General features: G+C 64.5%; 14 protein-coding genes. 8 read left to right on the top strand and 6 right to left on the bottom strand.

What is annotated here, in order from left to right:
* Window positions 1-95: 95 nt before the first annotated feature.
* The 3 genes from acpS to J2X38_RS07930 are packed head-to-tail and all read left to right on the top strand — an operon-like array spanning window position 96 to window position 2,481.
* The gene (gene acpS / locus J2X38_RS07940; protein ID WP_058538178.1) at window positions 96-497 is read left to right on the top strand and encodes a holo-ACP synthase; all 402 of its coding nucleotides are present in this window, start codon (window positions 96-98) and stop codon (window positions 495-497) included.
* Window positions 498-504: 7 nt separating this feature from the next.
* On the top strand, window positions 505-1,341 hold the full coding sequence (gene lepB / locus J2X38_RS07935) for a signal peptidase I (protein WP_310252969.1): 837 nt from the start codon (window positions 505-507) through the stop codon (window positions 1,339-1,341).
* Between the two features lie 18 nt (window positions 1,342-1,359).
* Complete coding sequence (locus J2X38_RS07930; RefSeq protein WP_310252967.1) at window positions 1,360-2,481, top strand: AI-2E family transporter; 1,122 nt, start codon at window positions 1,360-1,362, stop codon at window positions 2,479-2,481.
* Window positions 2,482-2,519: 38 nt separating this feature from the next.
* On the opposite strand, the gene J2X38_RS07925 is transcribed toward J2X38_RS07930, so the two are convergent.
* Window positions 2,520-3,074, bottom strand: a complete 555-nt coding sequence (locus tag J2X38_RS07925) for an FKBP-type peptidyl-prolyl cis-trans isomerase (protein WP_310252964.1) — start codon at window positions 3,072-3,074, stop codon at window positions 2,520-2,522.
* Window positions 3,075-3,439: 365 nt separating this feature from the next.
* Window positions 3,440-3,646, bottom strand: a complete 207-nt coding sequence (gene rpsU, locus J2X38_RS07920) for a 30S ribosomal protein S21 (protein WP_037510267.1) — start codon at window positions 3,644-3,646, stop codon at window positions 3,440-3,442.
* 277 nt (window positions 3,647-3,923) lie between these two features.
* Here rpsU and J2X38_RS07915 point away from each other — a divergent pair, with 277 nt between their 5' ends.
* The 4 genes from J2X38_RS07915 (at window position 3,924) to J2X38_RS07900 (ending at window position 7,804) form a co-directional block, all read left to right on the top strand.
* Complete coding sequence (locus tag J2X38_RS07915) at window positions 3,924-4,688, top strand: class II aldolase/adducin family protein (protein ID WP_310252962.1); 765 nt, start codon at window positions 3,924-3,926, stop codon at window positions 4,686-4,688.
* 27 nt (window positions 4,689-4,715) lie between these two features.
* Window positions 4,716-5,261, top strand: coding sequence for a 2Fe-2S iron-sulfur cluster-binding protein (locus tag J2X38_RS07910; RefSeq protein WP_310252960.1), 546 nt, complete (start codon window positions 4,716-4,718; stop codon window positions 5,259-5,261).
* A gap of 133 nt (window positions 5,262-5,394) precedes the next feature.
* Entirely contained in the window at window positions 5,395-6,414 is a 1,020-nt protein-coding gene (locus J2X38_RS07905; protein ID WP_310252957.1) for an RcnB family protein, read from the top strand.
* Between the two features lie 118 nt (window positions 6,415-6,532).
* Window positions 6,533-7,804, top strand: a complete 1,272-nt coding sequence (locus tag J2X38_RS07900; RefSeq protein ID WP_310252955.1) for an amidohydrolase family protein — start codon at window positions 6,533-6,535, stop codon at window positions 7,802-7,804.
* A 9-nt stretch (window positions 7,805-7,813) separates the two neighbouring features.
* On the opposite strand, the gene J2X38_RS07895 is transcribed toward J2X38_RS07900, so the two are convergent.
* On the bottom strand, window positions 7,814-10,411 hold the full coding sequence (locus J2X38_RS07895) for an EAL domain-containing protein (RefSeq protein ID WP_310252953.1): 2,598 nt from the start codon (window positions 10,409-10,411) through the stop codon (window positions 7,814-7,816).
* A 190-nt stretch (window positions 10,412-10,601) separates the two neighbouring features.
* On the opposite strand from J2X38_RS07895, the gene J2X38_RS07890 reads away from it, so the two are divergent.
* Window positions 10,602-11,633, top strand: a complete 1,032-nt coding sequence (locus J2X38_RS07890) for a fatty acid desaturase family protein (protein WP_058538186.1) — start codon at window positions 10,602-10,604, stop codon at window positions 11,631-11,633.
* Here J2X38_RS07890 and J2X38_RS07885 read toward each other — a convergent pair whose 3' ends face one another.
* From J2X38_RS07885 to J2X38_RS07875, 3 genes are all read right to left on the bottom strand, one after another.
* Window positions 11,634-12,125, bottom strand: a complete 492-nt coding sequence (locus J2X38_RS07885; protein WP_058538187.1) for an asparaginase domain-containing protein — start codon at window positions 12,123-12,125, stop codon at window positions 11,634-11,636. It lies immediately after the preceding gene.
* Window positions 12,122-12,616, bottom strand: a complete 495-nt coding sequence (locus J2X38_RS07880; RefSeq protein WP_310252950.1) for a DUF3291 domain-containing protein — start codon at window positions 12,614-12,616, stop codon at window positions 12,122-12,124. The genes J2X38_RS07885 and J2X38_RS07880 overlap by 4 nt, the downstream gene beginning before the upstream one ends.
* Before the next feature lie 105 nt (window positions 12,617-12,721).
* Window positions 12,722-14,323, bottom strand: a complete 1,602-nt coding sequence (locus J2X38_RS07875; RefSeq protein ID WP_310252948.1) for a lysine--tRNA ligase — start codon at window positions 14,321-14,323, stop codon at window positions 12,722-12,724.
* Window positions 14,324-14,608: the final 285 nt, after the last annotated feature.

The following is a 14,608-nucleotide window of genomic DNA, read 5'->3' as shown; positions in this document are numbered from 1 at the left end:
GAAGGCGGGGGCCGCTGTCGGCCTGTCACGGTAGCGCAGCTTAAAACCGACAGCGGCCCCCGCCTTCGCGGGGGTGACGGCCTGCTGGGGCCATCATGATCATCGGCCTCGGTTCCGACCTCTGCAATATAGAGCGCATCCAGAACTCGCTCGACCGCTTTGGCGAGCGCTTCGAAAATCGCGTTTTCACCGAAATCGAGCGCGCCAAGGCGGCGCGGCGCCCCTTCACCCGCGCCGGCACCTATGCCAAGCGCTTCGCCGCGAAGGAGGCTTTTTCGAAAGCCGTCGGCACGGGGTTCAAGCGCGGCGTGTTCATGAAGGACATCGGCGTCGTCAACGCCCCATCGGGCGCCCCGACGCTCGCACTGACCGGCGGCGCCGCCGAACGGCTCGCCCAGATGATTCCCCCCGGCCACAGCGCGCATATCCATTTGACACTGACCGACGACCATCCGTGGGCGCAGGCTTTCGTCATCATCGAAGCAATCAAGGACTGACATCAATATGGCGAAGGACAAGACGAAGGATGACGGGAGTTGGGGCAAGCTGATCCGCGACGTCGTGGTGATATTGCTGCTCGTGCTCGGCATCCACAGCTGCATCGCCAAGCCTTTCTATATCCCCTCCGATTCGATGATGCCGGTGCTGCGCAACGGCGACCGGCTGATCGTCAGCAAATATCCTTATGGCTGGTCCTATTCGTCGGTCAGCTTTCACCTCGCGCCCAAGGTCGCGGGCCGGCTGTTCGGCAAGCTGCCCGAGCGCGGCGACATCGTCGTGCTCGAACATCCGGTGACGCGCATCGACTATATCAAACGCGTGATCGGGCTGCCCGGCGACACGATTGAACTCCGCAACGGCGAACTCAGCATCAACGGCAAACCGGTGAAGCGCGAGGTCCAGCCGATGTTGTCGATCCCCGTCGATCCGAACCTGCCCGGCCCCGACAGCAGCCTGTTCCGCTTCGTGAACCGCGATGCGGAAGGCAAGGAAGTGCTCGAACTGCCGATCGTCCGCGAAACGCTGCCCGGCGGCGCGACCTTCGACACGATCGACATGGGTCCCGGCTACACGACCGACGATTATGGCCCGGTCACCGTACCCGCCGATCATGTCTTCCTGATGGGCGACAACCGCGACGGCAGCGCCGACAGCCGCGTCGGCACGAACCAGAAAGGCCTCGGCGGCCCCGTCCCCTTCGACGCGATCGCCGGACGCGCCGAGATCGTCAGCTTTTCGACCGACGGAACCGCCGAGTGGTATAACCCATTGAGCTGGTTTAATGCCTTGCGATCGGGGCGCGCGGGAACCGACTTGCGCCCCGAGCGTCAGGGCAGCTAACAGAACAGGGAACACGAGATGGCGGCGACAAGGAAGACAACCGGAACGCGCGCCGCCAGCGCCGCCGCGAAGGCCGACGCGCACAGGGAAGCCCCCGGCCCTACCGAGATCCGCAGCCAGCTCGTCCGCACCGAGCTGCTGAAGGCCGGCGTCTGGATCGGCCTCGCGCTGCTCATCGGTCTATGCATCGTCCTGATCCAGCCGATCCTGCTGATCTTTGCCGGCATCGTGATGGCGTCGATGCTCGACGGCGGAACGCGCCTGCTCGGCCGCGTGCTGCCGATCGCGCGCGGCTGGCGGCTGCTCATCGTCTGCCTCTCGCTCGTCGCCTTCCTTGTCTGGACCATCATGTTTGCGGGCTCGCAAATCGCCGATCAGGCCGCGACATTGCAAACCGTCGTGATGGCGCAGATCGAACGCATCGCCGCCTGGGCGAGCAATCATGGCATGGGCAATTTCCAGCTCGATACCAAGACGATCACCGACAATCTCGCCGGCACATTCGGCCGCGTCACCGCGGCGGTGGGTACGGTTCTCGGCGGGCTGACCAGCCTGATCATGATCCTCGTGCTCGGCATCTTTATCGCGATCGAGCCGCGGCTTTACGAGCGCGGCGTCGCGTGGATGCTGCCGATGAAGAGTCGCGAGAATTTCTACATCACCACCGCACGCATGGGCTTCACGCTGCGCCGCCTGATGGCAGGGCGCCTGCTCGGCATGCTGGTCGAGGGCATCGGCACCTGGCTCGCGTGCATGGCGGTCGGCATTCCGATGGCGGCGCTGATGGGCCTGCTCACCGGTTTGCTGGCGTTCATCCCCAATATCGGCGCGATCGTGTCGGGCGTGCTGCTCGTCCTCGTCGGCTTCTCGGCGGGCACCGACACCGGCCTGTGGGCGATCGCCATCTATTTCATCGTCCAGACGGTCGACGGTTATCTGATCGTCCCGATGGTCGCCAAGAAGACCGTCGACCTTGCCCCCGCGCTCGTGCTCGGCGCGCAGATATTGTTCGGCGCGCTGCTCGGCCTGATGGGGCTGTTCCTCGCCGACCCGATCATTGCGATGATCAAGGTCGCGCTGGAACGCGAGGCCGAACGCAATGCCGACGGCGCCAAAACGACAACGGCGGCGGGCACCTGAGCCCGCCGCCGTTTCGATTTCGTCGAGACCGTCGCTTGTTACTGCGGCGGCATGCCCGGGGGCGGACCGGCCGGACCGCCGGGAGCGCCACCGGGGCCGCCCTGCATCATCTGTTGCTGCTGCATCATCTGCTGCTGTTGCTGCATCTGCTGCTGCATCGCGCGAACCTCGGCCTCCGAACGGAAGTCGAGCAGCGTGACGGCGAAGTGCAGCGTGCTGCCAGCCGGGATCGGACCGACCGCGCGGTCGCCATAGCCGAGCTGCGCGGGGATGATGATCTTGTACTCGCCGCCCTTTTTCATGCGCGTCAGCGCCTCCGAAAAGCCGGGAACGACCTGCGCGACCTGCATCGGCGCCTGTTCGTTCGCGTCGAAGACGGTGCCGTCGTCGAGCTTGCCTTCATATTTGACCAGCACGACGTCGGCCTTAGTCGGGCTCGGCCCGGTGCCTTCCTTCACGACCTCGAATCCGATGCGCGGGGTCATGTGCCAGGCAAAGGCCGCGCCCGCGACCAACAGCGCGGCGAGGCCAAACCACATCAGCCACAGGCCGCCCTTGCTCACCGGGCGCAGTGGAACCGTCGTTACGCTCATCTTGCAGTCCTTTACCTGCCCCGTTTTCCGGGGGCGAAATGTCGGGCATGCCTATAGGCGGAGCGGCGCGGAACGGTCCAGAGGCAATTACGCGAGGTCGCGATATACGCCAATGTTGGCTTTGGGATGGAGGCTGCCATCGCTTCACTTTCTTTCGTCATCCCGGACATGATCCGGGATCCCGCTTTTTTTGAGGCACCGGCTGGCTTCGACCTCAAGCTGGAGCCCGGATCAAGTCCGGGGTGACGATGATGGATAGTCACGTCCGGTCGCAAACCAGCAACAGACTCTCCAAACCAACGAAAAAGGGCGCCGCGTTGCCGCGGCGCCCTTTTCACGATCAGGATCCCGAACGGGAGACGGTCTTACTTGATACCGTCGCGCTCCATCCGCTTGCGCTCCATCTTGCGGGCGCGGCGGACAGCGGCGGCGTGCTCACGCGCGCGCTTTTCGCTGGGCTTCTCGTAATGACGGCGCAGCTTCATTTCGCGATACACGCCCTCACGCTGCAGCTTCTTCTTGAGCGCGCGAAGGGCCTGGTCGACATTATTGTCGCGAACGATGATCTGCATACGCCGTGTCGTCTCCGGTTCGTCCAACGATCAACGGCTACCGGCCATCCGGTCCGCCATAAATCGCCGATATAAGGGCAATAAAAGAAGCGCCGCGAACCCGCGACGTTCCGATGGCTGGGCCACTAAAAGGATTCGCGGCAAAATGCAAGCCCTTGCGCGGTAAACTGCGCCTGCCCCGCTATCGAACCGCGTGCCCGCTCGCGGGATTGTGCCGCGCCCCATCCTTATGGCATAGGTAGCAGGACGAAACTAACATCATAATGAGGGACAGGCCATGGCGACCCAGCTCAAGCGCAACAGCAAATATAGCGAAGCCGAATGGACGGCGCGGCAGGAGCTTGCCGCCTGCTATCGCATCTTCGCGATGATGGGCTGGGACGAGATGATCTTCAACCATATCACGGTGAAGGTGCCCGACGAGGAAGGCGCCTTCCTGATCAACCCCTATGGCCTGCATTTCAGCGAAGTGACCGCGTCGAACCTGATCAAGATCGACATCGACGGCAACAAGGTCGACGAGGATAATCCCTGGCACGTCAACAAGGCGGGCTTTGTCCAGCACAGCCTGTTCCACCGTGTCCTGCCCGACGCGCATGCGATCATCCACACGCATACGACCGCCACGGTCGCGGTCTGCGCGCTCGAAGGCGGGCTGCAGCCGGTCAATTTCTACGCCTGCAACTTCGCCGGCCAGCTCGCTTATCATGATTTCGAGGGCGTGACGGTGCGCGAGGAAGAAGGCGAACGCCTCGTTGAGAACCTCGGCGACAAGCGCATCCTGATGCTGAAGAACCACGGCCCCGTGGTGATGGGCAAGACGCTGACCGAAGCCTTCATCAAATATTGGGCGCTGCAACGCGCTTGCGAAATCCAGCTCGCGACGATGAGCATGGGCAAGCCGATCACCGTCCCGCAGGAAGTGATCGCCGTCCACCAGCGCGACCTGTTCATGGCCTCGATCCCCGGACAAGCGGGTAAGGCCGAATTCGACGCGATGGTGCGCAAGGTCGACAAGATCGACACGAGCTGGCGTGACTAATCCGGCCATTCGGTTAACAGGGGCGGCATGACGCGATTCTCGGTCAACGACCGCCCGGTCGAATATCGCATGGAACCCGAAACGCCCCTGCTGTGGGCGCTGCGCGACGCGTCGAACCTGACGGGAACCAAATATGGCTGCGGCACCGGCGAGTGCGGCGCGTGCACCGTCGACATCGACGGCGAGGCGATTCGCAGCTGCATGGTGACGATTGCAGAGTGCGAGGGCCGCTTCGTCACGACGATCGAGGGCCTCGCGCGCGACCGCAGCCATGCGGTACAGCAGGCGTGGGTCGCCGAACAGGTGCCCCAATGCGGTTTCTGCCAGTCGGGGATGATCATGGCGGCCGCCGCGCTGCTGCGATCGAACAGCAATCCGAGCGATGCCGAGATCGACGCGGCGATGACCAATATCTGCCGCTGCGGCACCTATCCGCGCATCCGCACCGCGATCCGCCTCGCGGGACGCGTGATCCGCGGCGAGGAACGCATCGCCGCCGCCCCACCGCCGGGAATCCGCCCCGAGGACGCGGCGCGCGCCGTTCCCGCGCTGCGCTTGCCGCCGGGCAGCTGAACGGCTTTGTTCATCTAGCTGAACCGCAGGCAACAGCGCGGTCAGCCATCGATCATCTTGCTAAGAGTAAGAATCGATTCATCATCCCGGCTGGCGTCTCCAGCACACGGGACATGAGTTGGAGAATGGCGAGATGAAAAAGATGTTCGGAGGGTTGCTGATCGCTGCAACGATCCTGACGCCCATCGCCCCCGCGGCCGCACAGGCATCGGGCGAGCGGGTGCAGATCGCGCAGCGTGACGACCGTGGACCGCGCGGCCCCGAAGTGCGCCGCGGCAATCGGGGTGGCGAAGCGCGACCCGAGCGCCAGCAGCAGCGTAGCGAAATGCGCCAGCAGTGGCAGCAGCAGCGCGGCAACGATCAGCAGCGACAGGCTCAGCGCGAGCAGTGGCGACAGCAGCGTGGCAACGACCAGCAGCGACAAGCCCAGCGCGAACAGTGGCAGCAGCAGCGCGGTAACGACCAGCAGCGACAGGCTCAGCGCGAGCAGTGGCGGCAGCAGCGTGGCAACGACCAGCAGCGACAAGCCCAGCGCGAGCAGTGGCAGCAGCGTCAGGCCGAACAGCGCCAGCGCGGCATCTATGACCGCAACCGCGACGGCCGCACCGACCGCCAGTGGGACCGCAATCGCGACGGCCAGGTAGACCGTCAGTGGGATCGTAACCGTAATGGCCAGGTCGACCGCCGCTACGACCGCAATCGCAATGGCGATCTCGATCGCCGCTGGGATCGCAACGACAACAACCGCGTCGACCGCCGCTGGGACAATAACCGCAACGGCTATGTCGACCGGCGCTATCGCGACGGCCGCAACGATCGCTGGGACCGGGGCGACCGCAACAATCGGTGGAACCGCGACTGGCGCAACGACCGCCGCTACGACTGGCGCAGCTATCGCGAGCGGAACCGCAGCTATTACCGCATGCCGCGCTATTACAACCCGTATCGCGGTTATGGCTACACGCGGTTCAGTATCGGTTTCTCGCTGAACTCGCTCTTCTACAGCTCGCGCTACTGGATCAACGATCCGGGCTATTACCGCCTGCCGCCCGCATATGGAGGCACGCGCTGGATCCGCTATTATAATGACGCGCTTCTGGTCGACACCTACTCGGGCGAAGTGATCGACGTGATCTACGATTTCTTCTGGTAATATTCCTTTCGGTTATCAGATGACAAACTGAGGGGTCGGTTCGCCGGCCCCTCTTTTTATGCGCTTGCCCTCCCCCGCCCGCCGCGCCACGGTGGCGCGATCAGACAGGGGAGACTTCATGCGTAAATTGGGAATGGTCGCAGCAGCGACGCTCGCGCTGCTCGGCACGACGGCCTGTGCGAAAACCACTATCGTCTATGCGGGACGCGTCATCACCGACGCCGGCAAGCCCGCGCAGGGGCCATCGACGATCACCATCACCGACGACCGCATCACGTCGATCGTCGCCGGACGCACCGAAGCCCCAGCCGGCGCCGAAATCGTTGACCTTGGCGACAAGACTTTGCTGCCCGGCCTCGTCGACCTCCACGTCCACCTGACCGGCGATCCGGGCGAAGATTATCGCGCCGCGACGGTCGACCCCGACGAATGGGGCGTCGTCGTCGGCGCCAAGAATGCGGCCATCACGCTGCGCGCGGGCTTCACCACCGTCCGCGAGGCGGGTTCGGCGCAATATACCGCCTATGCGCTCCGCCGCGGCACGACCAACGGCTTTATCGAAGGCCCGCGCATCGTCGCCGCCGGCCCGGCGCTGTCGATCATCGGCGGGCATGGCGACGTCACCGGTTTCCGCGAGGACGTCCACGACGTGCTCGACCAGGGCTACACCTGCACCGGCGCGCTCGAATGCGCCGAAAAGGTCCGCAAGGCATCGCGCGCGGGCGCCGACGTCATCAAGATCACCGCGACCGGCGGCGTGCTGTCGCAGCAGGGGCGCGGGCTCGAAGGTCATTTCACCAGCCCCGAATTGCAGAGCATCGCCGACACCGCGCACTCGCTGGGCCTCAAGGTGATGGCGCATGCGCATGGTGCGGGCGGGATCACCGCATCGGCCGCGGCGGGCATCGACAGCATCGAGCATGGCACCTTCGCCGACGACGCGACGCTGAAGGTCATGAAGACCAAGGGCACCTATCTCGTCCCGACGCTGATGGCGTTCGAGGGCATCCGCGAGCGGCTCGGCAAGGGCATCTATACCCCGACCGTCGAGAACAAGGTGCGCATGACGCTGAACGACGTCGGTAAGGCGGTGACGCGTGCGAAGGCGCTCGGCGTCCCGGTCGCCTTCGGCACCGACGCCGGCGTGTTCGAGCATGGCCGCAACGGACAGGAGTTCGCGCTGCTCGTCAAACACGGCCTCACCCCGCGCGAGGCACTGGCGAGCGCAACGACGGTTGCGGCGAAACTGTTGTCGCTCGAAAACGAGATCGGCCGCATCGCGCCGGGCATGTCGGCCGACATGATCGCGGTCAGCGGCGACCCGCTGACCGACGTCACCGTGCTGGAAAAGGTCGATTGGGTAATGGCACGCGGCCGGATCGCCGATTGATCGCGGCTGTCACGCGGCGCGGCGGATTCGTCCCCGCGCCGGCGTGACCGTCTTCGGACCGGTCAGCCCGTCGATCTCGACCGCCTCGGCAAATTTCACGCCGACGCGGTTGCCCGCCGACCAGCGCGCCTCTGCATCGAAGATCTGGTCGGCGCCGAATTCGAGCGTCAGCACCGTCCCGGGCGGCACATTCCATAGCCCCTCGATCAGCGCTCCGCGCGACGATATGTTGCGGACAATCCCCTCATAGCGATACCCCCCGCTGCCGACCTGGATCGTGCGAAAGGTCGTCAGCCGCGCCTCGCGCGCGCTCTTATACCCCTTCGCCTCGGCGCGCCCGCCGCCCTCGCGAAGCAGCGCCAGCACCTCGACCAGATCCATCGGACGCCCATAGATATAACCCTGGACATGGCTGCACCCGAGCCCGCGGATCAGCGCGAGGTCGTCGTGCGTCTCGACCCCTTCGGCGGTCGTTTCCATGTCGAGCGCGGTCGCCAGCCCGACGATCGACGAAATGATCGCGGCGTTCATGCTGCTGGGATCGGCGGCGCCTAGCACGAAGCTCTGGTCGATCTTGATCTTGTCGAACGGCGCCTTCTTCAGATAGCCGAGCGCCGAATAGCCGGTGCCGAAATCGTCGAGCGCCAGTCGCACCCCGGTGCGTTTCAATTTCTGGAACATCGCGAGATTCTCGGGACTCTCGTCGAGGAAGACGCCCTCGGTGATCTCGAGTTCGAGTTGTTCGGGACGGATGCCCGCCGCCGACACCGCGCTCATGATCGTCGCCGGCAGCTTTTCATTGGCGAACTGGCGCGGCGAGACATTGACCGCGACGCGGTATTCGGGGCCGAGGTGCGCGATCGTCGCGCAGGCGGTGCGAATGATCCACTCGCCGATCGGCACGATCAGGTTCGATTCTTCGGCGATGGGTATGAATTTCGACGGGCTGATCAGGCCGTCGGTCGCATGATGCCAGCGGATCAGCGCCTCGAACCCGGTGATCCGCTCGCTCTCGACGTCGACGATCGGTTGATAAAGAAGCCTGAGCTCGTCCTTTGCCAGCGCGTCGCGCAGCGCATCTTCGATCGCCTTGCGCTCGCTTGCCTGGTTGTGCATCGCGTCGGCATAGAAACGATAGACGCCGCGCCCCGCATCCTTCGCGGCATAAAGCGCAAGGTCGGCGTTGCGGACGAGCGCCGACGCCGGCACCCCCTGCCCGTCCGATACCGCGATGCCGAGCGACGACCCGATACGCACCTGCTCACCCTCGATCGAAAAGGGCTTGGCGAGGCTGAGGATGATCGCATTGGCGATGCCGGCGAGCTTTTCGGGCTGGCTTAGCTGCGGCACGACGATCTGGAATTCGTCGCCGCCGAGCCGCCCGACCTGCCCCTTGTCGCCGACGATCTGCGTCAGCCGCCCCGCGACCTGCTGCAGCAACTGGTCGCCAACGGGGTGCCCCAGCGTGTCGTTGACCGCCTTGAACCGGTCGAGATCCATCAACAGCAGCGCGCAGGGCTGCGGCTGCCCGCTATGGCTCTTGAGCGCGCGTTCGAGCAGGTCGGTGATGTGGCGGCGGTTGGCGAGACCCGTCAGTGTGTCGTAGCGCGCGAGCTGGTTGATCTCGCGCTCCGACCGTTTCTTGTCGGTGAGGTCGGTGCCGCTGCCCCTGAACCCCTGGAAATTGCCGAGCTCGTTGCTGATCGGTTGGCCTGAAATCGACCACCAGCGTTCCTCGCCCGGCACCGCGGCCTGCACCGTCAGCTCCTTGAACGGGGTGCGCGACGACAGGCTGAACCCCAGCGTCCGCTCTTCGCTCTCGTCGTTGCCGATCCGCTTGCGGATGATGTCGGTAAAGGGGTGGCCGAGCAGGTCGGCGAGCGGCCGGTCGAGCCGCGCCGCGACGGTCGGCGAGATATAGACGAGCTGGCCATAGCGATCGGTTTCCCAGAACCAGCCGCGTCCCGCGCGCTCGAAATCACGCATCAGGTTCAGCGCGCGCTGCTGGTCGCTGACGCCCTGCCGCGCGGCGCGCGTCGCGCGGCGCTGATGCCGGACATCCTCGCGCATCATGACGATCAGCAGGCCAAGGAAGATGAAACCTGCGACCGCGAACGGCCACGAGGCGACGCCGATCGCGCCACCCAGCGCGGTCGCACCGGCGAAAGCGAAAAAGGCGGGACGAACCACCGCGACCGCCGACGCCGCGACGAGCAGCGAGCCGATGTGGATCGCGGTAAAGGCATCGAAATGGCGGCTGCCGTCGGGAACGGCGATCGCGTCGAACATCGCGGCGGCGTTGAGCAAGGTGCCAAGCGCGATCAGCGCCATGCACAGCATCGCCATCAGTCGCACGCGGCTGTGTGCGATCGGGCGCGGTTTGCGCATCGCCTGCCCGATCACCGTCAGCGCGACATCGCATGGCAAGCCGGCCGCCATCACCAGCCAGTGCGAAGGGTGATCGAGGAAGCCCGCAAGGCCCGGCAGAAAGGCGAAGGTCAGGAATGCAAGGACGCGGCCGATCAGCACATAATGCCACAGCTTTGCCACGCGCATCAGGTGCGTGACGAATTCGGGTGAATCGAACAGCGATTCGCCCGCTGGCAAATCGCCGCCTCCCGGCCGGATGATGTTACGCCGAACCCCCAATGTTCCGAACTTCCCCGCTTTTCTGGTCGCGGCGACCAGTGGCCAAAAAGGGGTTTCCAAATCCTTACCGCAAGCTCACGATTTCCGCCGATATTGTGCCAAAACGGAAGGGGTTACGTTTCGGTTCGCAACTTGTTATAGATCGGCCATGCCTGCCGTCCGCCTGTTCCCGCCCGACCGCTTTTTCGACCGCGCCGAATGGTCGGCGATCACGCGCGCATCGTCATGGCGCGGCATCTGGCTGGTCGCGCACGCGTGGATCGTCAGCATCGCGCTCGTCGGCCTTGCCGCCTGGTCGCAGAACCCGGTGGCGTGGCTGCTGGCCGTCATCTTTGTCGGTGGACGCCAGCTCGGGCTTGCGATCCTGATGCACGACGCGGCGCATGGCGCGCTGCATCCGAACCGGAAAATCAACAATTTCCTCGGCCAATGGCTGACCGGCGCGGCGGTCGGATCGGACCTGATCGCCTATCGCACCTATCACCTCCAGCATCATAAATTCACCCAGCAGCCCGAAGACCCCGACCTGTCGCTGTCAAAGCCATTCCCCACCACGCGCGCCAGCCTTTGGCGCAAGGTGCTGCGTGACCTGACCGGCCAGACCTTCTTCAAGCAGCGTATGGCGCAATTCGGATTCGCCTTCGTCGGCCTGAAAGCGATTCTGCGCGGCGAACAGGGGCAGAAAAGCGGTGCGAGCACCAAGGCCGGGACGCCGTTCAACAAGCAGTCCGACGACGGCATGACGTCACCGACGATCGACGTCGCGGGGGCGATGGCGGTCGCCCGCGCAGTCGGACGTTTCCTGATCGTGCAGGCGGTGCTGCTCGCGGCGTCGCTCGCGCTTTATGGCTGGACACCCTACCTGCTCTGGCTCGCCGGGCTCGCGACGACCTTCCAGCTGTATCTGCGTATCCGCAACATCGCCGAACATGCGTGCACAACCACGGGCAGCGACGATCCCTTCACCCATGCGCGGACCACCCACGCCGGCTGGCTGGCACGTGCGACGGTTGCTCCATATTGGGTGAATTATCACGCCGAGCATCACCTGTTCATGGGTGTGCCCTGCTATCGACTGCCCGATGTGCATGCCGCGCTCGGCCGCGCGGGACGGCACGAATCGATGACGATCGCGCCGAATTATGCCGCGGTGCTGCGGCAAGTCACCGCCCGCGGCTGATCAGCCTTCCTGAACGAAACGTGCGCCGGCGCGGTCCTTGACGGTCTTTTCGGGGTCGAAGATCATCCCGTTCATCGCGACATAGACCCCGGGCGGCAGCGTCTGCGCCGCCGCAAGCGCGAAGCCGACGTTGAATTCGGCATCGCTCGCGCGCACCGAAGCGGGCTGCATCGCGCCCGTCATCACGATCGTCTTGCCTTCGATCCCCGCGAGCACGCGCCCGGTGACGACCATCGTGTCGGTGCCGTGGGTGACGAGGATGCGCGATGCGTCGCTCGCCGCGACCGCGGCGCGGATCGCCTCGCGGTCGGCATCGCCCAGCTCGAGGCTGTCCTTGCGCATCAACTGCGTGACGCGGTGCGGGACGTGGACGTTGTTTTCGCGCAGCATGTCGGGGATCGCCGCGGGGCCGATCTGGAACTCGCTCAAGGCATCGAAATAGACTTTGTCGATCGTCCCGCCGGTCGTGAAGATATCGATCACGTCGCTCATGCACATTCGTCCTGGATCGGCAGCGCCGGGGTGCCGTCGGGCGCGGCGAAGGGCTGCTTGAAAGTGAAAGCTTCCGCCGTCGGTCCGTGCGCCTCGAGCATCGCGATCCGCGCCATGCCTTCAGCGACCGTCGGGCGATGCCCCACGGGAACCCACCACAGCGCCTGATAGACCGCCATATGGTCGAACCACTCCTTGCGCCGCTTCATCACCGTCAGATGATCGGGGGTGCGATAGACATAGGCCGCGAGCGCGTCGATGTCGCGCCACACCGACATGTTCGCGATCAGCTGCGGATCGTCGGTCACCGGCACGTCGGTGGCGTTGTTGCCCTCGCCGGTCAGCCGCCAGACGAAGCCGTCAGCCGCCTCGGCGACGGCGTTCACATGGTCGAGCGCGTCCATGAAATCGCGGTTAGCGACATGATCGGGCGGCAGGCGGAAACGGCCGATGTTGATCTGCGCGAGTTGGAAAGCAGACTCTACAGGCATGAAACCACTCCCTAATTCCCGCTCGTGTCGAGCGAAGTCGAGACACCCCGTCAGCATCGAGCAAGACCAAGAGGCATCTCGACTTCGCTCGATGCGAACGGAATTTTATGCAAGCGCTTCCGCGATCAGCCGCCGCGTGTTGTCGATGCCGAACAGCGCGATGAAGCTGCCCATGCGCGGCCCCGCGCTCGACCCGAGCAAGGTCTCGTAAAGCGCTTTGAACCAATCGCGCAGGTTTTCAAAGCCATAGACCTCATTCTTGCCGATCTCGTAGACGATGTTCTGGATGTCGTCGGCACCGACATCGGCCGGCAGCGCCGCGAGCTTGTCGTCGAGTTCCTTAAGCGCCGCGCCCTCTCCGCCCACCGGCTTGCGGCGATTGAGCGTCGGCGCGACATAGTCGCGGTTATACGCCATCGCATTGTCGATCAGCCGGTCGAGCTCGGGATAGGTCGCCGCATTCGCGCCCTCGACATATTGGCCGAGGTAGCGCCAGATCTGATCCTTCGACGCGTCGGCGCCCATCACCCCGACGAGGTTGAGCAGCAGGCCGAAGGTCACCGGCAGTTCGGCTGCGGGAATTTGCTCGCCGCGTGCGACATGGACATGATGCACCGGATTGCCGAGCCGCTTGTCGGGCTCCTGCGCCGGATAGCTGCCGCGCATCTGGAGATATTCGTCGACCGCCTTCGGGATCACGCCGATGTGGAGCTGCTTTGCCGCCTTGGGCTCGCGATAGGCGAAGAAAGCGAGGCTTTCCTCGCTGCCATAATCGAGCCACTGCTCGAGGCTGAGGCCATTGCCCTTCGACTTCGAAATCTTCTCGCCCTTTTCGTCGAGGAACATTTCGTAGATCAGCCCCTCGGGCTTGCGCCCGCCGAGCGCCTTGGCGATCTTGCCCGACTGGACGCCGCTGTCGGTCAGGTCCTTGCCGTACATTTCGTAATCGACGCCAAGCGCGACCCAGCGCATCGCCCAGTCGACCTTCCACTGCAGCTTCGCGCCGCCGCCGAGGATCGAGTGGGTGATCGTCTCGCCCTCATCCTCGAACGACACGAGGCCGGCATCGGCATCGACGACGGTCACCGGCACCTGCAGCACGATCCCCGACTTCGGGCTGACCGGCAGGATCGGCGAATAGGTCGCGGCGCGCTCGGCGCGCAGCGTCGGCAGCATGATGTCGAGAATGTCCTGATTGTGACGGAGGACATTTCGCAGCGCGTCGTCGAATGCGCCCGACTGGTAGCGCTCGGTCGAGCTCACGAACTCATATTCGAAGCCGAAACGGTCGAGAAACTCGCGCAGCATCGCATTGTTATGATGCGCAAAACTTTCATACTTGCCGAACGGATCGGGGATCGCGGTCAGCGGCTTGCCGAGATATTCGCGCAGCATGTCGCCGTTCGGCACATTGTCGGGAACCTTGCGGAGTCCGTCCAGATCGTCGCTGAACGCGACCAGCCGCGTCGGCGCGCCGCCGGTCAGCGCCTCATAGGCGCGGCGGACCATCGTCGTGCGCAGCACTTCGTTGAAGGTGCCGATATGCGGCAGCCCCGAGGGACCATAGCCGGTCTCAAAAAGGATCGCCTCGCCCCCGGGCTTGCCATCGGGATAGCGTTTGACGATCTTGCGCGCTTCCTCGAACGGCCAGGCCTTGGACGTTTGCGCGGGCTCGCGCAGCGACGGGTGAAGGTGCAAGTCAGTCATAGCTGCGCCCCATAGCGGCAAGAAGCGCCGATGGAAAGGAGCACGGAAAACTGCGCAACTTCACTCTGGAATCGTTTTTTTCGGACAGGTCGCACCTTTGCTTCGTCACCCCGGACTTGATCCGGGGTCCAGCGACGGCCGACGCCCCCAATGGATCCCGGATCAAGTCCGGGATGACGATGACAGGAGACGGCCACCCTCGCCGAAAGGTCGGAAAACTGCGTAACTTCACTCCGGAATCGCATTTCGCTCGCGTATCGACATGCCTCAGAGCGACAAAAGATA

Source organism: Sphingopyxis sp. BE235 (genome assembly GCF_031457175.1).
Lineage (GTDB): Bacteria > Pseudomonadota > Alphaproteobacteria > Sphingomonadales > Sphingomonadaceae > Sphingopyxis.
This window is presented reverse-complemented; position numbering and strand designations above follow the sequence as displayed.